Genomic DNA, 24,210 nt, shown 5'->3' with positions numbered 1-24,210 from the left:
TTATGAAAGTAAAAAAGCCTAAAGACGCTTTGAAGAGAAAAAGCAACTTATAAAGCAATTTCACCAAGAAATGCCTCAAGTTTTTCTGGAAGAAGTTTAAAAATTTTAGCTTCTTTACTGTAGATAAGCAGAGCTTGGACATCTTTATCGGGATGAATGGCTTGCAACAATTTTCGGTAAAGAGCCATTTGCAACCAATGATGGGAAGCAATAGCAGCTTCATTTTCTGGTGGAGTTCCGGTTTTAAAATCGGCAAAGATAATGCTGTTTTGCGTGATGTAGAGACGGTCAATTTGACCAGAGATTGCTTGTTCTTTTCCACGAATTTTTACAATACCCATTAAGGAAACCTCAGCACGTGAATGCTCAGAAAAAAGGGGTTTGAGATAAACATGATCTAATATTTTCCAAATATGGCAAAGAGCATCTTCTCTTTGGCTCTCATGCCAATGAGAGGCTTTGATATTGAGATAGTTTCGAGCATAATCTCGACGTTTTTGTGGGGGACAATCGGGTAAATATTGTAACAATCGATGAACGAGATTACCATATTCAATGGAAAAAGCTCTGTTTGTGTTCATGGCTCCTAAAACAGGTGAAGTGGTAAACTGTTTTGGATTTGAGAATAGCTCTGTATCAGCTTCAATGGAAAGGCTCGCCACTGACGGTTTTAACGGTTTTGGGAGCACCGGTTCTGCTGGGACTTTATGGGAGAAAAAGTCTGGTAGAGGTGGAAGTGTTTGGCATTCAACGGAAGAAATTTTTTGGTTTATAGAAGTAGAAGAAGGCGGTGTAATGCAATAACGCCAAGCTGCAATATCTTCCGCAGGACCTTTTATAGCTACCGCATGCGGTTCGAGAGCTCTCTTTACCAGTTGTAACCATGTATGAGATGGCGTTTTCTGATTTGTATACCCGCAAACAAACAAGCGATCTTCAGCGCGTGTCATTCCTACATAAAGAAGGCGCCTATACTCCTCTTCAGCACGCTCTTTTAAACGCAAAATTGCTTGTTTAGAAGGCATTGTATCGAATTCTGCATTAGGGCGCCAGATAAAAGCTTGTTGGTCACTCAAATATGCATTGTTCAAGGGAACTTCAAGCAAGTGAGGTGAATGCTGGGGATGCCAAATCGCACTACCGGGATCAACTAAAAATACAACAGCAGCCTCCAGTCCTTTTGCGGCGTGAACAGTCATGATGCGAATTTCTTCATGATTTTGGTCAAACTCACGTTTAATTTCTGGTTCACTGACACTTAATGTTTCCAAAAAAGCTTGTAATCCTGGTAACCCCGTTTTTTGAATCGCGAGTGTGTAGTCCATAAAAGCATCAAGCACATCATTGGCTTCCGAGCCTAAGCGCGCTAAAATTTTTTGTCGTCCCTTATCATCATTTAAGATATGACTATAGAATTCGAAGACTGGTATTTTATCCACTAAAGTACGATATTGACTCAAGCTTTCAAAAGTATCTTTAAAAGGAATATGCGACGATGCCTGTTCACAAAGGCTTTTCCAAAGAGAGCCTGTACGGTGAGCGGCAAGTTGATAAAGTTCCTCTTCGCTAAGCGCAAAGAGTGGACTTTTTAAAACACAAGCAAGAGACAAATCGTCTTGTGGTTGCAAAACAAAACGTCCGAGTGCCATTAAATCACGCACACTCATATGTTTTATAAGCTGTAAACGGTCTGCACCAGCGACGGGTATATTGCGTTGTTTAAGGGCACGAGAAAGCGCTAGGGCAAATTGATCACGCTTACGAACCAAAACCATAATATCACTAGCACGCAATAACCGCCCTTTTGCTGGAAGCATTTCTCCTTTGTGTAACCAGCCTGCAATTGTTTCAGCAACTTTTTCTGCCAAACGTACTGCTGGTATATCTAAATGATCAACAGTTACATGCCAATCATCAGGAAATTCGTCTTTTTCTTTAGAAATGGCATCCCATAAAATAACTTCACCTGGACTGTGAGTACGGATAGCTTCGTGTATGGTTTTTGTATTTTCTGCTGAAAGCCCTTTATAATTCTCTGGTGTTTCAAAGACAAGATCCACACTTTTAAGAACATCGGCTGTGGAGCGAAAAGAGTAATTCAATTGTATTTTTTCAAATTTCTGCTTTGCTTGTTGTGCTTTTTTTTGAATAATTTTGCCATTTGCAGCAAAATTTTCTGGTGCAGCGCCCTGAAAGGAATAAATAGACTGTTTTTCATCTCCAACAGCGAAAAGAGTACGTATATTGTCACGTTGACTATGACCTGTAAAAAATTCTTGCGCTAAAAGTTGAATAATTTTCCATTGATCAGGGTTCGTATCTTGTGCTTCATCAAGCAAAATATGATCAAGACCCTTATCAAGTTTATAGTGCACCCATTGGCTTGCACCTTCACGTTGCAACAAATGGAGTGTGCGCTCAATGAGATCATCAAAGTTTAAAAAACCATTGGCTTTTTTTAAATTTGCATAAATTTTGAGATAAAGGGCACAAAGCTGAAAAGCAGCCATATTGAGGGTGGCAACTTTTGCACAGTGATATTTTTCTAAAAGAACAGAAAGCTTGTTCTGTTTATCTTCAAGCATTTGTTGAATAAAAGGCCAAATTTCATCTGATTTTTTACGAGATAAATGTGAAAAACTACGTGGCTCACCTTTTGTTGTAAAATAAATATCAGAAACAATATCAATGATAGTTTCTTCATCACAAGCGGTTTCTAATTGGGGAAGTTTTTCAATGATACTCTTAGTGTTTTTATTCCCATGGGTTTCACAATGGTTAAGAGCATAAAGAGGAAGACGAGCAGTCTGTTGAATTTTTTCTAGTAATTGCTGATTTGTATCATCAGGTGCTAAATTAAACAGCGCCCGCAATTTTTCTTCTCCATTTTCAGACAGAAGAGAAGACAAAAAATCAGACAGTTTATGTTGCTTTTCAGCTGCTTCATACAGCAATTGGTTAAAAGTATGTTCACTGATAACCTTAAGCAGCTGTTTTAGAGCGGGTTGTATATCATGATGCTTTAAAAGTTGGCAGCGGGCTTCTTGTAGTAATTTCTTGCGGTTGATATCATCTATGAGTTCGAAATGTCCAGCAATATTGGCTTCTAGCATAAATTGATGCAAGAGAGATTCGCAAAATGCGTGAATAGTCTGTATTTTCAAACCACCAGGTGTTTCTAAAGCACGAGCAAAGAGTTGGCGCGCATAGGTTATTTTTGTTGCACTGATAGGTTTGTTTTCAAACTTCGATAAGATTTCTTTAAGCTGTGCATCATCGAGTTCATTCCAGCTGGAGAGTGTGCGAAAAATCCGCGATTGCATAACAGCGGCGGCGGCTCTCGTGTAAGTAAGGCATAAAATACGTGCTGGAGAAGTACCGTTTAAAAGCAAACGAATAACGCGTTCGGTTAGAACATGGGTTTTTCCAGATCCTGCATTTGCAGAAACCCATACATGTGTTTTTGGATGTGTTGCTGTTGCTTGTGCATCAAGGGCTGCTTCAGGAATAGAAAAAAGAGTCATGATTGATCTCCTTTATGAAATCCATTTGACCATTCCCATAAGCGTGCCAGATGATCATAGTCACTTTCATATTGTTTTAACATAGGGACTGCGTGTGAAAGATAGCCTTGTTGTGGATTTTGATAATACTCCATTAACGCGATAAGATGTTCCCACGCCCTTTCACCAAGATTAATAACATTTTGGTGATCTTTTTCCGCTTTTTCTGAAAAAATTAATTGAGGAGTAATCTTACCTTTTCCATTAAGAGGAATATAAAATAGTTTTGAGGGGGACAGATTTTGAAAATCTGTAAAAGCTCCTCTCATTAATAGAGCGGTTTCCAATGCTAATTGTGGAAATAATAATTCGCGAACCTGTTTTGATGAAGGGGGTGTACTCGTTTTAAAATCAAGTATTTCAACCGTTTTGTTTGGCAATATATCAATACGATCAGCACGTCCTGAAAGAGTTACACCTGTTGTACCTATGGGTATTTTTTGCGATTCCACTTCCGAATGTCGTATTCGGGGTTCTAGACTTTGTTCCCATTGCAGAATAAAGGGAGCAAGATTTTCAAATGTATTCCACCAGATTGTTTCAACATCAGCAGGCAAATTAAACTTATCAAATTCTTTACGTCCAATAGCGAGCAACACATCTAATGCATTTGCAGCATTTAGATTTTTTATTTGTGTGCAAAAATCTGCAAGAATAGCGTGATAAAGTGTTCCGCGTTCAGAAGCACCAGGGTCATGAATAAGGGCTTTAAGTGGTTTGAGCCTTAAGATTTTTTTAGCATAAATGGCATAAGGGTCATGGCGTAACGTTGTTATTTCGGTGATGGAAAAATGACGTGGACGCACTGCAATGGGTGGCACAGGGCAAGGGCGTGTTGCACAAGCAGACATGTCCGTATTGTCAAGCATCTCTGCCCAATGGCGTATCTTTTCACCTCGTGCACGGATTTGTTTCCAAACTTGTTGTCCTACGACAGTTTCTAAGCGTTGTAGCCAGCGTGAAGGGAGAGAAGGAACATGATCAACTCGTAGTGCTCGGCTCATCACCACTTTATCCATTCCCATCGCCCATTGAAAATCATGCGCGGAAAGACCAATACGCTGTTCTGGTGGTTCCAGAGTTAACATCATTTTCATCGGTCGCGATAAAAAAGCATCATTTCGGGTTGATATCGGCCATGATCCTTCATTAAGACCACCAATGACCACTGTATCAACCGTTTGCAAACGCGATTCCAAAGTACCCCAGATGAATAAACGTGGATGTCCTCCAGGCGAAGGTGCGACGGAACGGGTTGCTATTATGGCAGAAAACATAGCGGGCCATTCACAAAGATGAAATGTTAATCCCGATTGATCACTGACCAATTCACGCAAAAAATTTGATAAGGCTTGTCCTGCTTCATGTTGATAAAGATGTGCAAGAGAATTATCCTCATTGCGACCAAAATTTTCAAAAACCTCAACAGTTGCTATTGCAGCCTCATTGATGGTGCATTCTTTCTCTTGTTTCATAAGAGACGTTAAAGGCTCAACAGCTTTTTTTAAAAGATGACAAAAGAGACGTGCTTCTTCACATTTCTGCTGATCAAGGGTGTTATTTTCAGAACTATTATGAAAAGATGTTTCAATCCATTTTTCAAGAAATTGATCACATTCGCAAAGATTAATACGCCCTGTATTCCCTCGAAGAACAAAAAGTTCAAAATTTTCTGCCATTTCTCGTAAACGATGACGGTTTTGTTGAAGTGTTGTAAGGGGATGTTTAAGAAGAGAAAGAAAAGCAATAGGATCATCAGGTTGCAATACATTTTCTAAGATAAGCCGCAAAAGCGTTACAGGCAATGTTTGTGCAAGTGGTATACCACCTGAATCATTTGCTTTAATTCCAAATCGTTGTAATTCCGCAGAAACACGGCGTGCTAAATTACGGTCATTTGTAATAAGGGCTGCAGTTTTTTTGGGTTCTTCAATAGCTTTGCGTAAAGCAACAGCAATAGCAAGAGCTTCTTCACGTTCGTTTATAGCTTCAATAAATGACCAGTCTGCACAAAGAGTCTCATAATCATCACGGACAATTTGTACCCATTTATCTGTTGTAGAAGCTGGTCGGAGTGCTTCTGATAAAAGAGCCATGCGTCTTTTCTTTGTGCTACTCTGTTGGCCAATTTCGCAAACATGATGACGTTGACACTCCATGAGAGAAAGAAGTTTTTTTAAATGATATTGAGGATGGCTAAAAACATTTTCTGCAGGATCAAAAAAATCGCAAGCTGTTTTTTCTTTATTGCTTGTGCTTAATGCATTCCATTGTTCTTCATCCATATGAAGATCAAGACCTGGAAGAACAACAGCCCCTTTGGGCAGAGAAGCTATAACCTTTAAAAGATGAGAAACTGCGGGCATAGAACCTGACACACCAGCAGCAATGATAGGTTTATCAGGCTGCATGCATCGCAAAGTCTCTGCATGCATTGTGAGTACTTGATTACGCCATTCAGCGGGATTGCTTCGTTGCCTTTCGGTCAAGATTTGTGGCCAATTTTGCGTAACAATAGTCAGAAAGTCGAGCGTTATTTGCCACCATTCAGCAACCATGTCAGGTGCAATATCTTTAAGCTTCGACCAATCTGCTCCTTCTGTTTCAATTTCATCCATCAAATGCGCTAAATCCTGAGCAAGCCAAATTGCATCAGCACTATGAGCCGGAATAAGCACATCTTCTGTACCAAACATGGCACGCAGATGCGCAGGTAAATTTTCACGCCATGGGCGAATAAGGCGCGCTAAAAGCAGTAAGCGTTCACTTTTTCCAATGGGTGGATTCAGAGTGCTGGTATGATTTTCAACAAAAAGGAAACTGTCTTCATCGACATCTCCTAGAGCACGAATGGTTGGTAAGAAAGTTGATTGTGTATCGCTTCTTTCAACAAAGGCTAAACGTAAAGCGCGAGCAGCACGACGTGTCGGAACATAAATAAGGCTATCGGCAAGGGCAGTTTGAATGTCTCCATTGGGAGCGAAATTATCAATAAGGGTACCGGAGAGCAGTGCCTCAACAAAGTGAGGCAAAAAAGCCATTCCAGAAGATATAGAAAAGACACGTGGTTTATAAGTCATATGATCTCATATTGGGAATAACAAATTTCATCTTATTGATTATTTGCTTTATTTTGACTGTATACAATTTTCATACAAGAAAAAACTGAAAAGCTCTATTTATACAGGAGATTTTTAGCTGACATTCAAAATACTGAAATATATGACCTTGTCTTAAGCTATTGTGAAAAAATATATCAAAATTTTAAAAGACGTTACAATTACAAATATATTATAAATTATTGAATATTATAAATAAATTTACCGTATTCTTTATACAGTGCAATCTGAAAGTGTTCTTTACAGACTCCTTTTGTTTTCAGAAAAAATAACAATATTCAGATCCCCAACTCAATATGAAAAATCATTATCAACCAAATTGTTACATAAAAAATTCTTCTTTACATTAAAAGCTTACTTGATAATCTTTAAAAGTAGAAAATTTTATCTTAGGAGCTCTTTCTGCTTCATAATTTAATGAAAAATGGTTCTCCGCTAAAAAAACTGGATCACCTTCTAAATCATACGCAATAGCAGAGCGGTGATTGCTGAGAAACTTTTGCAACTCATCTTTGCTCTGCGCTGAAATCCAACGGCATAAATTAAAGCGTGCAGACTCAAAATTCACTGGCAAAGAATATTCTATTTTTAATCGCTCTTTTAAAACATCAATTTGCAAAGCACCAATAACACCAATGAGAGAAGGCGACCCATCATCAGGAATAAACAATTGCACAACCCCTTCTTCAGCCATTTGTTGCAAAGCTTCTTTGAGCTTTTTTGCTTTCATTGGATCGCCCAAACAAACACGACGCAAAATCTCTGGTGCAAAATTGGGTACCCCCTTAAAGAGGATATCTTCTCCTTCAGTCAAAGTATCGCCAATACGCAATGTTCCATGATTAGGAATCCCTACGATATCACCAGCATAGGCTTGATCAGCAATTTGGCGCGAACGCGCAAAGAAAAATTGTGGAGCCGAAAGTGTCATCGGTTTTCCTGTTCGGACCAACTTTGTTTTCATACCACGTTCAAGTGTTCCCGAACATACCCGAAAAAATGCAATACGATCACGATGATTAGGATCCATATTCGCTTGAATTTTAAAAACAAATCCCGTCATTTTAGGTTCAGTTGCTATGACATTGCGCTGATCTGCACTTTGATCACGAGGACTTTGACCAAAATCTATAAGCGCATTGATCAAATCACGAACACCAAAATTTCGTAAAGCTGAACCAAAATAAACCGGTGTCATATGACCTTCACGGAAAGCTTGAAGATCAAAATTCTTGCAAACACTTTGAGCAAGTTCTACCCCTTCAATAAAAGTGGAACGTTGATATTCAGGGAGTAAATGGACAACCTCTCTGGGATTTGAAACTATTTTCTGTGTTATCTCATCATCTTTTTGACGAAACCGATTATGATGAAGGTCATAGGTCCCGACAAAATCTTTACCCGACCCAATGGGCCATGTTATGGGGGCGGTATCAAGAGCAAGCTTTTCTTCAATTTCATCTAAAAGCTCTATAGGATCACGTGCCTCACGATCCATTTTATTGATAAAAGTAACAATAGGAATATCCCGCATCCGACACACTTCAAACAGTTTTAGTGTTCTAGGCTCAATCCCGCGGGCCCCATCCAATACCATGATAGCACTATCAACAGCTGTAAGCGTGCGATAAGTATCGTCTGCAAAATCTTCATGGCCTGGGGTATCTAGGAGATTAAAAATATGATTTTCATATTCAAACGTCATCACAGAAGTCACAACAGAAATACCACGATCACGCTCAATATTCATCCAGTCAGAACGGGTTTGAATACGATCTTTTTTGGCTTTTACTTCTCCTGCAAGTTGAATAGCACCACCAAACAATAAAAGCTTTTCCGTCAATGTTGTTTTCCCAGCATCTGGGTGAGCAATAATTGCAAATGTACGGCGTCGCTTTACTTCCTGCACTCTTCGTTCCATTATTCCTCCATAGGTCGTGCAAGTGTTTCAGCAATCAGTGCACGCATTTCATTAATCCCATAAAGCGCTATAAATGATCCCCATCGTGGACCTCGCTCTTGTCCAAGAAGGACTTCATACAACATTTGAAAAAAAACATTGGAAACACCAGGCCCACCTTCAGGGCTTTTTTTGCTATGATCTTGATAGCGTTCCGTTAACCGTGCAACATCAAGAAGCATATTTTGTAATATGTTGCCATCAACAGTTTCAGGTAAATGAGCTAATTTTTCATCAATTTGTGCTAATGTTGCTCGTTCGCTGTCATCTGGTATACGAAATTTTTTGTTTGGTTTAACAAAAACATCAAAATACTTAATGGCAAACTTCACCAATTGATCAAGTTCTGGATACGTTTGTGCATTTGCTCCTTTAGCGTAACGAGAAATAAAACCCCAAAGAACTTCTGCATTCTCCGCATTTGAAGCACTTACCAAATTCAAAAGCATCGCAAAGGATACAGGCAAATCAACCTGCGGTGGACAACCATTATGAATATGCCATACAGGATTACTAAGCCGTTCTTGCCAACTTTGACGACCATAAGCAGAAAGATGCGCATAATATTCATCCACAGCTTTAGGAATAACATCAAAATAAAGCCTTTTTGCTGTTTTGGGTTTTGAAAACATATAAAGCCCTAAACTCTCTGTTGGGGCATAAGTAAGCCATTCATCAATGGTTAAGCCATTTCCCTTGGATTTGGAAATTTTCTGCCCTTTCTCATCTAAAAAGAGCTCATAATTAAATCCTTCTGGAGGCTTTCCACCTAGTACTTTACAAATTTTAGAAGAAAGATTTGTGGAATCGATAAGATCTTTTCCTGCCATTTCATAATCAATGCCAAGCGCTGTCCAGCGCATTGCCCAATCAACCTTCCACTGACACTTAACTTTTCCCCCCGTAACCTCTGTTTCTATAGTTTCTCCTGTTTCAGGTTCAATATAAGTGACTGTCCCTTTTTCAACATTCCGCGCAATCATCGGCACCTGTAATACTTTTCCAGAAAAAGGGGAAATCGGTAAAAAGAGAGAATAGGTCGCCTGTCGCTCTTCACCCAATGTTGGTAAAATAATTGCCATCACCTTGTCATAACAAGCAAGGATTTTTAAAAGTGTTTCATCAAAACGACCGGAACTGTAATAATCCGTAGCACTTGCAAATTCATAATCAAAACCAAAACGATCAAGAAAAGCCCGTAAACGTGCATTATTTGCCGCCCCAAAAGAAGGATAATCATCTCCAAAAGGATCAGGTACACGGCTCAAAGGTTGACCAAGATAATGTTCCATCTTTTTGCGATCTGGTACATTTTCAGGAACCTTGCGCAAACCATCCATATCATCAGAAAAACAAAGCAATTTTGTTTTTATTTTATTCTCCGTGAGAATATGAAATGCATGACGCACCATGGTCGTACGTGCAACTTCTCCAAAAGTTCCAATATGCGGTAAACCAGAAGGTCCATAACCGGTCTCAAATATTACACTGTCTGGATAACCCGTCTTTTCATACCGTTTGATAATCTTACGTGCTTCTTCAAATGGCCAAGTTCTCGATTGAGCAGCCGCATCCTTTAATTCAGGCGTAAGGCTAAGGGCATCACACTGATTACGCATCATTATTTATCCTAAAAATTATAATCTTTCAAAGTAGGGTGTATGGTTCTTGAATTTATTCGTCAATAATAGCAAGCAAAAAGATGAAAATTTCTTTATACTCTTAAGTCACAATACAAAAACCGCCTTCGTTATAAACATATTTTGTTCTGATAAAAATCAAAAACATTCAATATTATAAAGCAAAATTGACTTGTTTTGATTATCGAAGCCTTCATTGCTATGATTATCATGGGTTTTGCTTATTATATTTATTAGCGCAAAAGATAAGCTTCTAGTATTGAACGAAAGAACTGTAAAAACCAACAGAAAAAATGCTTAAACTAGACATTTCATACAAAAGCATTGCCCCACATGATACTTATCAAAGTATTTTTTATTTCTTTTCTTTATCACCTTGATGACGCTTTGCTAATGTACGTAAACGTAGGGCATTTAATTTAATAAAACCAGTTGCATCTCTTTGATCATAAACACCTTGATCATCCTCAAAAGTTACCAATTCACTCGAATAAAGTGATTTTTTACTTTGGCGCCCTTCAACAATCACGTTCCCCTTATAGAGCTTTAACGTGACTTCACCTTCAACATGCTCTTGAGATAAATCAATCGCTGCCTGTAACATCTTACGTTCGGGAGAAAACCAAAAGCCATAATAAATGAGTTCTGCATAACGCGGCATCAATTCATCTTTCAAATGAGCGGCACCCCGATCTAGCGTTAAAGATTCTATAGCTCTGTGAGCCGTCAAAAGAATGGTCCCCCCTGGTGTTTCATAAATACCCCGCGATTTCATACCTACAAAACGATTTTCTACCAAATCCAACCGACCAATACCATTATCCCGCCCATAATGATTCAATTCTGCAAGTAAAGTTGCAGGAGATAAATTTTTTCCATTGATTGAGACAGCATCGCCTTTTTTAAAGCCAAGAGTGATGATGGTCGCTTGATCTGGAGCATCTTCCGGCGAAAGAGTACGCATATGGACATATTCAGGAGCAGGAAATGCCGGATCTTCTAAAATCTTTCCTTCTGATGAAGAATGTAATAAATTTGCATCCACTGAAAAAGGTGCTTCGCCTTGCTTATCCTTTTCTATAGGAATTTGATGCATACGCGCAAATTCAAACAGATCTGTCCGACTCTTAAAATCCCAATCACGCCATGGAGCAATAATCTTTATATCAGGATTAAGCGCATAAGCGGAAAGCTCAAAGCGTACCTGATCATTGCCTTTGCCCGTTGCTCCATGAGCAATTGCATCTGCCCCTGTTTCCTTAGCAATTTCAATAAGACGTTTTGAAATAAGTGGACGTGCAATTGATGTTCCTAAAAGATAAGTCCCTTCATAAACGGTATTGGCTCGAAACATCGGAAACACAAAATCACGCACAAATTCTTCGCGCAAATCTTCAATGTAGATTTCTTTAACACCTAGCATTTCAGCTTTACGACGAGCAAGTTCTAGCTCTTCCCCCTGCCCCAAATCTGCTGTAAAAGTTACAACTTCAACACCTAGCGCACTTTGTAACCATTTGAGAATAATTGACGTATCCAATCCACCTGAATAAGCCAAAACAACTTTTCTAATATTTTGCCACTTTTTCATTTTAACGTTCTATATGAGCTACTTTTTGTATTTCTACCCAAAAATCAAAACGATGCAAGAAATATAAAAATAAATTCTTTTTAAGCAACATTAAAAAGACGCAAAAAGCGTAAATAAAGGTGCCTCAAAGTATAAATAATGAACACTGCTTAAAAATAAAAGGAGATTTACGTGTCATTTCTACCGGAGTGGTCTATTGTTGTACAATTTGCTTTAGCATCGTTGATTTTAGCACTTATTCCAGGACCAGATATGATGCTTTCTGTAGGACGAACCATTACACAAAGCAAAAAAGCTGGAATTATGTGCGCCTTGGGTAGTGCAACAGGGTTTGCCATTCAGGTTACCGCTGTAGCACTTGGCTTATCAGCGCTTATTTTTGCTGCACCACATACTTTTGTTCTTCTGAAAATTGTTGGCGCCTTTTATCTTTTATGGTTTTCCTTTCAAGCGTTACGGAGAAATCCGACATTTTCCTTTGAACCAACATCTTCTAAATCTCAAAGCTCTAAACGTAACTATCTTGCTGGTATTGGAATTAATCTTCTCAATCCTAAAGTTATACTCTTTAACGCGACATTCTTACCACAATTTATCAATGCGAATGATCCTATGGCAACACAAAAGTTACTCTTCTTAGGACTCTCTTATATTCCTATTTCTTTCCCCATTACAATTGCAATCGTTTTTACAGCGCATAAACTTACCAAAATTCTCAAAAAAAAACCTCTTTATATTCGTATTCTCGACTGGCTTATCGCTGGTATTTTTACCAGCTTTGCCCTCCATCTCCTTATAGTTACAAAACATTGATTTATACGTGTAATGTATCGCTTTTAATTTAAATAAAACACAAATATTGTAAGATTCTCTCATTCTGGAACTGTTTATGTTGAATTAAACAACACCTTTCCCCTTAGTAATCACAAGCAAAGCTGGAATTTTCGTATGGACAAAAACTATCTAAGAAAAGAATAAAAATACCTCTTATGAACCATCTTAAGTGCCAAAAACTGTTACAATATTGGGAGCTGAAAAATAGAATGGTGCTACTAACTTACGCCTTTGTTAAACGTAAAGATGGGACAGTATATACATCTTCACAGAAGCTTTTATGTTATATTCCTCAGGCATTATCGTGATATGAGGAGTGCACTAAGAGATACTTAAAAAACATATCAATGGGCAACTCAATGGTATTTATATTTTAGATCCTCTGTTTTGCTTGTGAAGCATGATCTCATTAAAAAACGTCATAAACAAAAGCATGAGGCAATGCACAATTTCCACTCTTAAAAAATATTATCGTAGATGCTTTTAAAAATCATAAAACCGAATTAAAGAGTATGATAATTAGTTACGATCCTTAAGACTTTATGTTCCCTCTAAATTAGGCTTTCTCCTCTTTTCAGAGATTACAAAAACAGACTGTAAAGAATATCTTTCCCCCTATTTAACATATAAAAGCTGGAACTGTTCGTCTAGTACTTATCCATTTTAATCTCTATCTCACATATCCCATCGCATGAGGTTTGGATATTAAATTACAAATAAAAAAGCACAGGCTTTATATCACTATATCACTGAAAATAGCGTTAACTAATGACCAACGGCATCTTCAAATCGCAAACGTTCAGATTTCCGTAAGCGCTCTGAAGCCGATTTAAGCTGTCCACATGCCGCTAAAATATCGCGTCCACGCGGTATCCGAATAGGAGAAGCATAGCCCGCTTGATTAACGACATCGGCAAAACGCTCGATTTGCTCCCAATCAGAACACTGATAATTACTCCCTGGCCACGGATTAAAAGGGATTAAATTAATCTTAGCAGGAATCCCTTTCAATAACTGAATCAATCGCTTAGCATCATCTAAACTATCATTGATATCTTTTAGCATAACATATTCAAATGTGATTCGTTTTGCATTGGAAAGACCAGGATAATTACGGCAAGCATCCATTAGTAAAGCAAGCGGATATTTTTTATTAATGGGAACAAGCATATCCCTTAGTGTATCGTGTACTGCGTGGAGTGAAATCGCCAACATAACACCAATTTCTTCCCCAGTTCGGATAATTCCAGGAACCACTCCACTGGTCGAAAGCGTAATCCGACGTTTTGATAAAGAAAGCCCATCGCCATCAGAAGCAATTAATAAAGCTTTTTTTACAGCTTCAAAATTATAAAGAGGTTCCCCCATTCCCATCATAACAATATTGGTAATTTTGCGCCCTTCAACAGGAACAATTGCCCCATCAGGGGTATTCTTATCAGGAAAATCACCCAAACAATCACGTGCAACCAGTAGTTGTGCCAAAATCTCTTCTGCGGTCAGATTACGAACAAGCATCTGCGTTCCTGTATGGCAAAAAGAGCAGGTTAACGTACACCCTACTTGCGATGAAAGACATAAAGTACCACGCCCTTCTTCAGGGATATAAACTGTTTCAATTTCAACAGGTCTTCCAGCTCCACGTGCAGGAAAACGTAAAAGCCATTTACGTGTACCGTCTTTTGATATTTGTTCTCCAACAATTTCTGGGCGCGCAATGGAAAAATGGCACTTAAGTGTTTCTTGCATTGCTTTAGAAATATTCAGCATCTCATCAAAATTTGAAACGCCACGTACATAAAGCCAATGCCAAAGTTGACGGACACGCATACGCGTTTGATGCTCTGGTACACCAACTGTCTTTAAAGCTTGCGCCATTTCATCTTGCGACAAACCAATTAAAGAGAGCTTAGAACTCTCCTTCACGACCACATTATCTGTTTTTCGTGCAAAACATGAACCAACTGGTCTAAGGTCATAAGAAATGGCCATTGCTTTCCAATTCACATCACTATTTTAGAAGTTATCAAAACCTTAATGGCACTTTTGAGCTGCATTTAATGCAGCAGTGACCCCTTTTAAGGAATAAGTATAGGTGGTATGCGTTCCTCTTTTTGATATCGCTTGCACTGTCATATTGTTTCCAGCACGCATAGCAGAAACAAGCTGCTTTTCTAGCTCTGATGACGCCAACCAAGCTGAGGAATCCTTCGTGAAAAAATCAAAGTCCTTATTTCCAATGGTCACTGTCACTCTCGACCCTTCTTGAAGCGTATAACCAGCCATGAACTGCGGTTCAAACAAAACAGGTGAATGAGAACGCTTGGTAATTAAGAAAAAGTTATCACCATGATTAACCGTCGTTGGAAGAGCCTTCAAAGGTACCGATAACACATAGCAAATCGTATTTTTGGGCGATTTATAAGAATAGGCCCCCCATGCTTCAAATTGATTTAAACGATTTGGCGTTTGTGCATATGCGGCCCCAGCTGTAACCAGAACCATTACAGATGCAGCAATAACAGTCTTTTCAAACATCTTTATTTAGCTCTCTTCTTTAGTCTCTAACAAGATTTTCTTCACTGGAAAAGTTCAACAAAAACTTCTCAATACTCATGTATCACTGTTCTAATTCCTCCAATAAGCAAAATACCTTCACACCAATCAAAATAGATCTCTACGTTTCATTGTGACCTTTTAGGTGTTACCAAAATATAAACTTCTTATTCAATAACCCCATAAAAAAATAACATTTTCACTTTATGCTACTCATTTCGTTTTTGTAAAAAACGATTTCTTTAAGCAATAGGACTCCAAAACGAGATGAAAATACACCACCACTCCGTTAAGAAATAAACTATACTCTTTAATATCACAAGAAATCTGCTGCAAAATTTTGCAAACACACCCTGCACTCCCCAAAAATTTCACAGCCTTGCGAATATCACTTCTCGACTTCACATATTTAATGCATTTATGTTCGTAAATACCTCACCTTTTACCCATTATAGTGTATTCATACTTCGTATTCAACATCGTCCCCATATCGCCTTTTCATAATCTTCAAAATATCTTAAAAAAATAATAGACTATTATCACTACATTGGTCATGAAACATAAAGTACTTAGATTATGTCTCAACAACTACATGTCACTTTGTTTCTTTTGCTCCTATTAATTCTTCCTATATATTTCATCTCCAATTTTTAAGTTCTAAAGTGATTCTAGTCGCTTATAATAGCTTAAACATATTATTTTGAATGTATTAGACAATTCCTTTCTTTCTGTTACCAAAAACGTTTTAAGAATTTTTTGACAAGTCCCCTTATCTTATTTCTAAGTAATTCATAAAAAGAAATATAAACTTTTTTCTATAGCAGTTCTAACATTAGCGTTTTTTTAACAACATTTTAATCAATTAATGACACTTGAATAAATCTTCTTATGCACAAAAACTCTTTCATCCAACCTAAAGGTATAGTTTTCATTCTTACCGTACAAAATTATTTTTTAGTATGAGCTCTATATAACAGCTGACATCTAAATCATACTTAATCACACTTTGCCAGCTTCCAATATTGCTATAGCCCTTGGCACTTGAGACTGTTCATAAGAAGCATTTTTACTCATTTCTCATACAGTCTTATCCACACGGCTTTCCTCGATTGTAATCGTGTAAGTGAATGGTTTTGATTGATTCAACATAAATAGGTTCGGCATGAGGGAATCTTATGATATTCGGGGCTCTCATTCAACATGTAAAATATGTGAATTATCTTTATAAATCAAGATATTGATACACACAGGATACAGTATCCCTTATTTTCTACCTGAATCTTAATAATATTATCCCTAAATACTTAAAATTAATTTACAAAAAAATTCAATGCACGAATAAACTTTTCTATTGATGTCTTTCCCACCCTCAAAGAGCGAAGATTCTTAACCCAATCTGGTGTATAAAAAGTTTGGATTCTTGTTGAGCCGAGTTCCTCTTGCCTTCCCTCTCATGTGATTCACTTAACTAAAGGCTCTACAAATAAGTCCTGCTTAAGAATATTTACCACGCACTCTAAAAGCACTTAATATATTAAGAAGACTTACAGGTTTTATCTCACCACACCTCAAATGCTAATGTTTTTACAGTATAATAGGATAAAAAAATTCATGACCATAATAATTGGATGCTTTAATATACAAGAATAAGAAAGAACAAGCCCTTCGTTTTTGTTGCTCGCTCTTTAAAAAGAAGATTCACTTAGAAATGACTTTTAAAATCTCATGACGTAACCTTTTGTTATTAGTCTTAAGATGCAAATTATATTATTTCCTATGCTCTGTGGTGCATACATCGCAATTTATACGCTCATAATACCTTTTAAGCCGCATTTGATTCTGAAGTCTGAATCAATAAAGCATAAAGCGCATTGGCATTATGCGTATTGCGCAACTTTTGTACAACATCAGCATGACGCAAAACACGTGCAATCTGTGATAAAGCTTTTAAGTGATCTGCACCAGCATTTTCAGGTGCCAAAAGGAGAAAAACGAGATCTATAGGTTCGTCATCGAGAGCTTCAAAATCAACAGGACTTTCAAGACGCGCAAATATACCAACAATCCGATCAATATCAGGTAATTTCCCATGAGGAATCGCAATACCACCACCCAAACCCGTTGAACCAAGCTTCTCGCGTTGCAAAACAACATCAAAAATTACATGCTCACTAAGACCTGTCAGCTGTGACGCTTTTTCGGCTAAAATTTGTAGAACTTGTTTTTTCGAATTAGCCTTAAGAGCCGGAATGATCGCTTCCGGTGCTATTAACTCACTCAAATTCATACTTTAATTTTCCTCTTACACGCTCAAATGCTCATCAATAAACCTATAAACGGTATAGATATTTAATGTTCTTTCACTTTTCGCAACATCGCATATGCTGTTATTTTTCAATTTAGAACGGATGATAACTCAATACATGTCATATCACTTTTAACACAACGATAAATGGTATTTAGCTTCTCATTAACGGCATGAGAAAACAAAGAAATGAAGTTGCTCATAAAGTTAATTTCCTTACGACTCTAGACAAAGGTCATTATTCATAAATTTATTAAACTTGTCATAAGAATTGATGTATAATTCGCCATCAGAGTTTTTCTTTCTTTAAAAATGATCCCTTAAATTAAGATGAAAAGCATACTGAGCAAAATGGACCTTTATTTTGGAAATTACTGTATAGCTTGAATACCGCCTTATAACAAGAATATAAAGGTTTTTAGAGATTTAATGGTTATTTTAAAAGATTTATAGATTTAGCCTGATATCTGTAGCCAAGCTCCTATTTTTAAATAGGGCTATATAAACCAATAAAATACGACAACTCCTATTGAATAACCGCAATATATAACCGGTGATCCTATTAAAATACCTAAAACAGCATCATCGATATATTATTTGATTCGACAGAGAAAAATATGATAAATACCTCTTACCTTTCAATAACACACGCACTTATTGAGAGTTTCGTTTATCACTCATTATCACGTTAATCTAGTGATATATTTTCTATGATACGATCATGAGTAAGCTAAACTTATAAAACAACAAACTAACTCTTTAATGATGAAGCTTTTTTCACCACTCAATAAAAACATTCTAAGGTTATAGTCATAAAAGAAGTTTTGGCATAAATAAGGAGATTTTCAGTAATAATGTTTGGTTAAACTTAAATGGAAACTCGTGAAAGCTGTAAAATCAAAGAGAAAACTGATTTCCTAAATAAATTCTGCGTACATCAACGTTGTTGATAATATCATTAGGACAACCGTGAACTAACACCCGCCCTGTATGAATAATATAAGCGCGATCGACAAGCCCTAATGTCTCACGCACATTATGATCTGTTATTAAAACACCAATGCCACGCTTCGTTAAATGACGAATAAGTTGTTGAATATCGAAAATAGCGATAGGATCAATTCCTGCAAATGGTTCATCAAGTAACATAAAATGGGGACGAGAAGCTAAAGCACGCGCAATTTCAAGTCGCCGACGTTCACCTCCAGATAACGAAAGTGCAGACATTTTACGTAAATGATCAATTTTAAATTCATGTAAAAGGCTATCTAACTCTTCACGCTGTTTAAGGCGATCTTTTTCAACGACCTCTAAAACAGCTTTAATGTTATTTTCTACTGAAAGACCACGAAAAATAGACGCTTCCTGTGGAAGATATCCAATACCTAAACGCGCACGTCGATACATCGGAAGATGCGTAATATCAAATCCATCAATTGTAATGGATCCTCCATCAGATTTTATGAGCCCCGTAACCATATAAAAACAAGTTGTTTTACCTGCCCCATTGGGCCCTAAAATGCCAACGGCTTCTCCCGTACGAATACCAAAAGAAACACCATTAACAGTTCGTCTTCCTCGATAAACTTTAATCAAATTACTGGCAATCAAAGTCCCTTTTAAGGGATTTTTTGAAGATTCACTTTCAAGATTATACCTATCGGTCTGTTTTTCTCTTTTGATTCCAAACATGAAATCTTAATGGCCATTCTTTTGATTTTGTTTTAAAATAATAGAAACACGACCTTTTTTCTTAGGCGTCTCACAGCCTTCTAAAAAAGCCTTTCCGCTTTCCATATTTGCCGTTAGTTTGCACCCCGTTGCCACATTGTCACCATCAGTTAACACAACATGATTCCCTGTCAAACTCATCATTTTTGACTTTCCATCAAAAACGCCTTTATCACCCGTAGCAACTTGCGTAGCAATTTTTATATAAACTTTTCCTAAAGCTTCCATTTTTTGTATACTCGACGAACCAAATAAAGAAACAGATGATGCCTTTGTATCTTCCTTGTTTTTATCAATTTCTTTATATGCTTTATCGTAGTAAACAACTAATTCTGCCGTTCTTAAAAGACGTTCACCTTGCACCACTGAAACATCACCCTTAAAAAGCGCTATCCCTTCTTTATCACGTATTTCCAAAGAATCTGCATGAAGTTCTACCGGTTCTTTATCGCTAGATAGACTTATTCCAAAATGGGCCACTTCAGCATATCCTAAAACTGCTCCTCCTCCTAACATTCCCATGCTAAAAGCCAACATCACACCTATCCATCTTTTGTACGATTTCATTATTTCAATTCTTTTGTTTGTATATACGCATACTTTATAAATATCCTTTAAAGATTTGTATTGATATTGCGTTATTGCTTTTGAAGCACTAAATGCACACCACCATGGAAATACATGTTTTTTCCTTTTTCTCGAATTTGTAAGGCGTTTGCGGCAAGATGAAAACCGGCTTGCTGAATATTAACACGTTGATCTGTTTTTAACTGTCCCTCAGATAAGTTAATACTAGCTGACATAAATTGTACCATCATCCCATCATTCGTCGTAATGGTGAATGGCTTGTCCAACTGTAAAAAACCATTAATGTTATCGTAACCCCCCCCTTGTGCTGCGAGAAAAATCTGTCTTTGTTGGCCCATAAATGCTCTAGCTGTAATGTTTTGCAACCCAATCATTCCAGCGTGTGTATGGTCTTGAAATGCCTTTTCTGCTTTAAGCCAATAAGGTTCATGAGCACGCGTATACCCTTCTAATTTTGGATTAAGCATCGTCAAATTCATCACGCCACTTTCTCCATTATTCAAAGGCATAGAATCAGAAGTAACGGGAACTAAGAAAAACGTAAACCAGCAAAAAACCAGCGCTGAAATCAACGCTAAAAGAGGTAAAAAAATTTTTAATATGCTAATGCGACGCGAATGACGGGATGCTTTTTTTAAAACATCTCCAAAAGATGATTGCGTTGAAAAGGCTTTATAATGATTGTGTACGGACATACTCTCCTGATCTCTTAAATCCTCCGCATTTTTAATCTGTATACCCTTTATAGAAGGTATTTTCAAATTTTGTTTCTTGCAATTTGTTTTTTCTTGATTTTATTTTGCTTTTATCCGTTTATATATTGTAATATGCATGGAGTGCACAATTACAAAAATTTTTTTGTGTGAAAGTGAGGCTATTGTGGTAAAATCAGAGCTTGTGCAAATTATTGCTCGTCATAACCCGCATCTTTTTCAACGGGATGTGGAGAATATTGTAAACGCTATTTTTGAGGAAATTGCAACAGCACTTGCAAATGGCAATCGCGTTGAACTTCGTGGATTTGGAGCTTTTTCTGTAAAAAGCCGCTCAGCCCGTAATGGACGTAATCCACGAACAGGTGAAGCCGTTTCTGTTGAAGAAAAGTGGATTCCTTTTTTTAAAACTGGCAAGGATTTACGCGACCGTCTTAATCAGTGAGAAACTTATGATAATTAAACGTATTCTTCTAACAAGTATCAGTGTGATTCTCGCAGCGGTTTTGATTGTTTTTATCGTGGCTAATCGTCAAATGGTCCCGTTAACCCTTGATCCTTTTCGAGCAAATCCTGAAAGTTTTACTTATCATGCTCCCCTCTTTATATGGCTCTTTATTTTCTTTGGTTTTGGTGTTTTATTAGGAAATCTGATCAGTTGGTTTTCCTATCACAAATACAAAAAAGCTCTCAAAAAAAGTGAAGCTGAGATTGAAAAATTGAAAACATCTATCACAAATCTTGTGTAATGGTATTTAAATGAAATCTTTTATCTTTAGTATTTTATATTCAGTACAGAGTTAAAAGTGCTCTTTTTCTTTTTTATACATGTTTTAATTGACTTTAGCTTTTTTGCACTTTTACGAAACATTTAAGAGCTTTATAATATATTTTTATACCTCATATACCATGATACAAAACATGCCCGCACAATGCTTTCAATCCTCCCATAACAATAGATATCCGCAGGAAAAATTGCCCCTTATTTTAGAAACGGGTGTAAGCGAAAACTATGCTCTCATTGACTCTGGTCATGGACAAAAATTAGAACGTTATGGAGCTTACCGTATTATTCGACCAGAAGGTCAAGCACTATGGAAACCCGCTTTACCACAAAAACAATGGGCTGATGTTGATGCTATTTTCACAGGAAATCTTGATGAAGAAGGGGTTGGGCGTTGGCATTTTCCTAAAAAGCCACTTGATGAAACATGGGCTCTTGCTTGGAATGGATTGTCTTTTCTAGGCCGTTTTACTTCCTTTCGTCATGTAGGAGTTTTTCCTGAACAAGATGCCCATTGGCGCTCTATGGAAGAACAAATTGTTCAAGCCGAACGCCCTATAAAATTGTTGAATCTTTTTGGCTATACAGGTATTGCCTCTTTGATTGGAGCACGAGCGGGGGCGAATGTTACCCATGTTGATGCTTCTAAAAAAGCCATTGCGTGGGCAAAAGCTAATCAAGAAAGAGCAGGATTACCAGATCATTCTATTCGCTGGATTTGCGATGATGCTATGAAATTTGTCGAGCGTGAACTGCGTCGTAAGAAAAGCTATGATATGATCCTTCTTGATCCCCCTGCTTATGGGCGTGGACCCCATGGTGAAATTTGGCAACTGTTTGATCATTTACCAGCTATGATCACAAATTGTCGTAAACTTCTCTCTGATAAACCGCTCTCTGTTGTCCTTACAGCTTATTCTATTCGTGCTTCCTTCTTTGCACTTCATGCTTTAATGCGTGATGCATTTGTAAATCTTGGTGGTACAGTCGAATCAGGAGAACTCATTTTGCGTGAAGAAGTTGCAGGACGAGCTCTTTCTACTTCTCTTTTTAGCCGTTGGATTGCTTGAATATGTGTAGACCAAAAACTGGTAGAGTGAAAGAAATTACCTCTCTTAGCAACCCCATCATAAAAGATCTTAGAGCACTTAGCCAAAAGAAAAACCGTAATAGAGAAGGTCTTTTCATGGCAGAAGGATTGAAATTGGTCATTGATGCTCTCAATCTTGGCTGGACAATACAGACGCTTATTTTTTCTAAAAGTGAAATCGGTAATGCTACTATCGAAAATACTGCCGCACGTGCTGTAGCCAACGGTGGTTTTGTGATTAAAGCCTCACAAAAGGTTATGGAATCACTTACCAGACGCGATAATCCACAAACAGTTATTGGTATTTTCAAGCAAAAATGGCACTCTTTTGAAATGATAAAAGGGCAGATTAAAGATGTTTACATCGCGCTTGATCGTGTGCGTGATCCTGGAAACCTTGGTACCATTATTCGAACCGCTGATGCTGTAGGTGCTAAAGGTGTTATTTTAATTGGTGAAACAACAGACCCTTTCTCGCCTGAAACGGTCCGTGCAACCATGGGGTCAATTTTCTCTGTACCACTTTATCGTTTTGATGAAAATGCCTTTTTAAACTGGTCTTCTCACTTTAAAGGTATGATTGTTGGAACACACCTCAAAGGATCTCTGGATTATCGGACTCTTGATTTCAAAAATGGTCCTGTTATCCTTTTAATGGGAAATGAAAAACAGGGATTATCAGATATTCTTACAAGTCGGTGTGATAAACTTGCGCGTATTCCACAAAGTGGACGTGCTGACTCGCTTAATCTAGCAGTAGCAACAGCTGTTATGCTTTATGAAATACGTCGCCCTTATTTAACACTAGAACCATGCGAGGAAAAAATATGATCCGTAAATCACTCCCTTTTCTTCTCCTTGGCTTAGTTTTTACAATAGGACTTGACCAAGCTGTCAAGTACTGGGTTATGCACAATATGCCTTTAGGAACAGAAATCCCCTTCTTTCCTTTCCTTTCACTTTATCATGTACGAAATTCTGGCATTGCATTTTCGTTCTTTTCTTCCTTTTCTCACTGGGGAATCATTACCATCACAATCATTGTGATTATCTTCCTTTTATGGTTATGGAAAAATACTGAATATAATAAATCTTTTATGCGCTTTGGTCTTATCCTTATTATTGGGGGAGCAATAGGCAATCTTATTGATCGTATTCGCTTTCATCATGTCACTGATTATATCCTTTTTCATATTGATGATATCTTTCATTTTGCTATTTTCAACCTTGCAGATAGTTTTATCACTCTTGGTGTTATTACCATCCTTATTGAAGAATTGCGTACTTGGATGAAAACAAAACGTCATTCTAACCGCACATCTTCTCATTGATATTCTCATCACCTTAAAAACAAGGGATTCTTGATCATCACAAGCCTGATTACAAATTGATTCCTCTTAATCAATTCTTATTGCTCGTGATTTTACGTGTTTCTCTTCATGGGACTATACGATCTTACTGTCTTTTCAACTTTACATTTCTACACTTGCTCAATGCAAAAGAAATGGATTCAAATAGAAATTACCTTTTTTCATATTGAATAAAAGCCCTTAACAGCCTAAATCTCTTTTATTTGAAATCTGTTCATGTTGAATCCATAAAAACCATGTCTCTTGCAAGACACAAGCAAGTTAATAATATTGATTAATATAAACAGATTTGAAACCTGAGAATCTTGCAATATTCAGAGTATCATTTAGTACTCAAAAAGACAGTTTATTATTATATATCAATTA

17 protein-coding genes are annotated in these 24,210 nt (G+C 37.4%); 6 read left to right on the top strand and 11 right to left on the bottom strand.

Features of this window, described 5'->3' with window-relative positions; translation table 11 throughout:
- Positions 1–47: 47 nt before the first annotated feature.
- The 5 genes from addA to ACFIJJ_RS00590 all read right to left on the bottom strand — a co-directional run bounded on the left by addA (position 48) and on the right by ACFIJJ_RS00590 (position 11,873).
- The gene (gene addA, locus ACFIJJ_RS00610; RefSeq protein ID WP_375645644.1) at positions 48–3,524 is read right to left on the bottom strand and encodes a double-strand break repair helicase AddA; all 3,477 of its coding nucleotides are present in this window, start codon (positions 3,522–3,524) and stop codon (positions 48–50) included.
- A complete protein-coding gene (addB, locus tag ACFIJJ_RS00605; protein ID WP_375645643.1) occupies positions 3,521–6,643 on the bottom strand; it encodes a double-strand break repair protein AddB in 3,123 nt (1,040 codons plus the stop codon). The genes addA and addB overlap by 4 nt, the downstream gene beginning before the upstream one ends.
- 385 nt (positions 6,644–7,028) lie before the next feature.
- Positions 7,029–8,603 carry a peptide chain release factor 3 gene (locus ACFIJJ_RS00600; RefSeq protein ID WP_375622035.1) on the bottom strand — a complete coding sequence of 525 codons (1,575 nt, stop codon included), beginning with the start codon at positions 8,601–8,603 and terminating at the stop codon, positions 7,029–7,031.
- Positions 8,603–10,264 (bottom strand): lysine--tRNA ligase, encoded by a 1,662-nt coding sequence (locus ACFIJJ_RS00595; protein ID WP_375645641.1) that lies wholly within the window; start codon positions 10,262–10,264, stop codon positions 8,603–8,605. The genes ACFIJJ_RS00600 and ACFIJJ_RS00595 overlap by 1 nt, the downstream gene beginning before the upstream one ends.
- 373 nt (positions 10,265–10,637) lie before the next feature.
- On the bottom strand, positions 10,638–11,873 hold the full coding sequence (locus ACFIJJ_RS00590; RefSeq protein ID WP_375622037.1) for an argininosuccinate synthase: 1,236 nt from the start codon (positions 11,871–11,873) through the stop codon (positions 10,638–10,640).
- A gap of 171 nt (positions 11,874–12,044) precedes the next feature.
- Between ACFIJJ_RS00590 and ACFIJJ_RS00585 the strand changes: the two genes are divergently transcribed.
- A complete protein-coding gene (locus tag ACFIJJ_RS00585; protein WP_375645640.1) occupies positions 12,045–12,686 on the top strand; it encodes a LysE family translocator in 642 nt (213 codons plus the stop codon).
- Positions 12,687–13,472: 786 nt separating this feature from the next.
- Here ACFIJJ_RS00585 and rlmN read toward each other — a convergent pair.
- The 6 genes from rlmN to lptC all read right to left on the bottom strand — a co-directional run bounded on the left by rlmN (position 13,473) and on the right by lptC (position 20,582).
- Complete coding sequence (rlmN, locus tag ACFIJJ_RS00580) at positions 13,473–14,699, bottom strand: 23S rRNA (adenine(2503)-C(2))-methyltransferase RlmN (RefSeq protein ID WP_375645639.1); 1,227 nt, start codon at positions 14,697–14,699, stop codon at positions 13,473–13,475.
- 42 nt (positions 14,700–14,741) lie between these two features.
- Positions 14,742–15,245 (bottom strand): invasion associated locus B family protein, encoded by a 504-nt coding sequence (locus ACFIJJ_RS00575; protein WP_375622040.1) that lies wholly within the window; start codon positions 15,243–15,245, stop codon positions 14,742–14,744.
- 1,840 nt (positions 15,246–17,085) lie between these two features.
- Entirely contained in the window at positions 17,086–17,550 is a 465-nt protein-coding gene (ptsN, locus tag ACFIJJ_RS00570; protein ID WP_375622041.1) for a PTS IIA-like nitrogen regulatory protein PtsN, read from the bottom strand.
- Between the two features lie 915 nt (positions 17,551–18,465).
- Positions 18,466–19,260, bottom strand: coding sequence for an LPS export ABC transporter ATP-binding protein (gene lptB, locus ACFIJJ_RS00565; RefSeq protein ID WP_375622042.1), 795 nt, complete (start codon positions 19,258–19,260; stop codon positions 18,466–18,468).
- A 6-nt stretch (positions 19,261–19,266) separates the two neighbouring features.
- On the bottom strand, positions 19,267–19,866 hold the full coding sequence (locus tag ACFIJJ_RS00560) for an LptA/OstA family protein (RefSeq protein ID WP_375622043.1): 600 nt from the start codon (positions 19,864–19,866) through the stop codon (positions 19,267–19,269).
- Positions 19,867–19,937: 71 nt separating this feature from the next.
- A complete protein-coding gene (lptC, locus tag ACFIJJ_RS00555) occupies positions 19,938–20,582 on the bottom strand; it encodes an LPS export ABC transporter periplasmic protein LptC (protein WP_375645637.1) in 645 nt (214 codons plus the stop codon).
- A 184-nt stretch (positions 20,583–20,766) separates the two neighbouring features.
- Here lptC and ihfB point away from each other — a divergent pair, with 184 nt between their 5' ends.
- The 5 genes from ihfB to lspA all read left to right on the top strand — a co-directional run bounded on the left by ihfB (position 20,767) and on the right by lspA (position 23,805).
- Positions 20,767–21,045 (top strand): integration host factor subunit beta, encoded by a 279-nt coding sequence (gene ihfB / locus ACFIJJ_RS00550; RefSeq protein ID WP_273790186.1) that lies wholly within the window; start codon positions 20,767–20,769, stop codon positions 21,043–21,045.
- A 7-nt stretch (positions 21,046–21,052) separates the two neighbouring features.
- Positions 21,053–21,349 carry a LapA family protein gene (locus ACFIJJ_RS00545; RefSeq protein WP_375622045.1) on the top strand — a complete coding sequence of 99 codons (297 nt, stop codon included), beginning with the start codon at positions 21,053–21,055 and terminating at the stop codon, positions 21,347–21,349.
- A gap of 172 nt (positions 21,350–21,521) precedes the next feature.
- Positions 21,522–22,454, top strand: a complete 933-nt coding sequence (locus ACFIJJ_RS00540) for a class I SAM-dependent methyltransferase (protein ID WP_375622046.1) — start codon at positions 21,522–21,524, stop codon at positions 22,452–22,454.
- A 2-nt stretch (positions 22,455–22,456) separates the two neighbouring features.
- Positions 22,457–23,305 carry a TrmH family RNA methyltransferase gene (locus ACFIJJ_RS00535; protein WP_375622047.1) on the top strand — a complete coding sequence of 283 codons (849 nt, stop codon included), beginning with the start codon at positions 22,457–22,459 and terminating at the stop codon, positions 23,303–23,305.
- Positions 23,302–23,805 (top strand): signal peptidase II, encoded by a 504-nt coding sequence (gene lspA / locus ACFIJJ_RS00530; RefSeq protein WP_375645636.1) that lies wholly within the window; start codon positions 23,302–23,304, stop codon positions 23,803–23,805. The genes ACFIJJ_RS00535 and lspA overlap by 4 nt, the downstream gene beginning before the upstream one ends.
- The last annotated feature ends 405 nt before the right edge of the window (positions 23,806–24,210 follow it).

The sequence above is a fragment of the Bartonella sp. TT29SHDZB genome (assembly GCF_042193395.1).
GTDB lineage: Bacteria > Pseudomonadota > Alphaproteobacteria > Rhizobiales > Rhizobiaceae > Bartonella.
The sequence above is the reverse complement of the archived record's forward strand: the minus strand, read 5'-3'. Positions and strand labels throughout refer to the sequence as shown.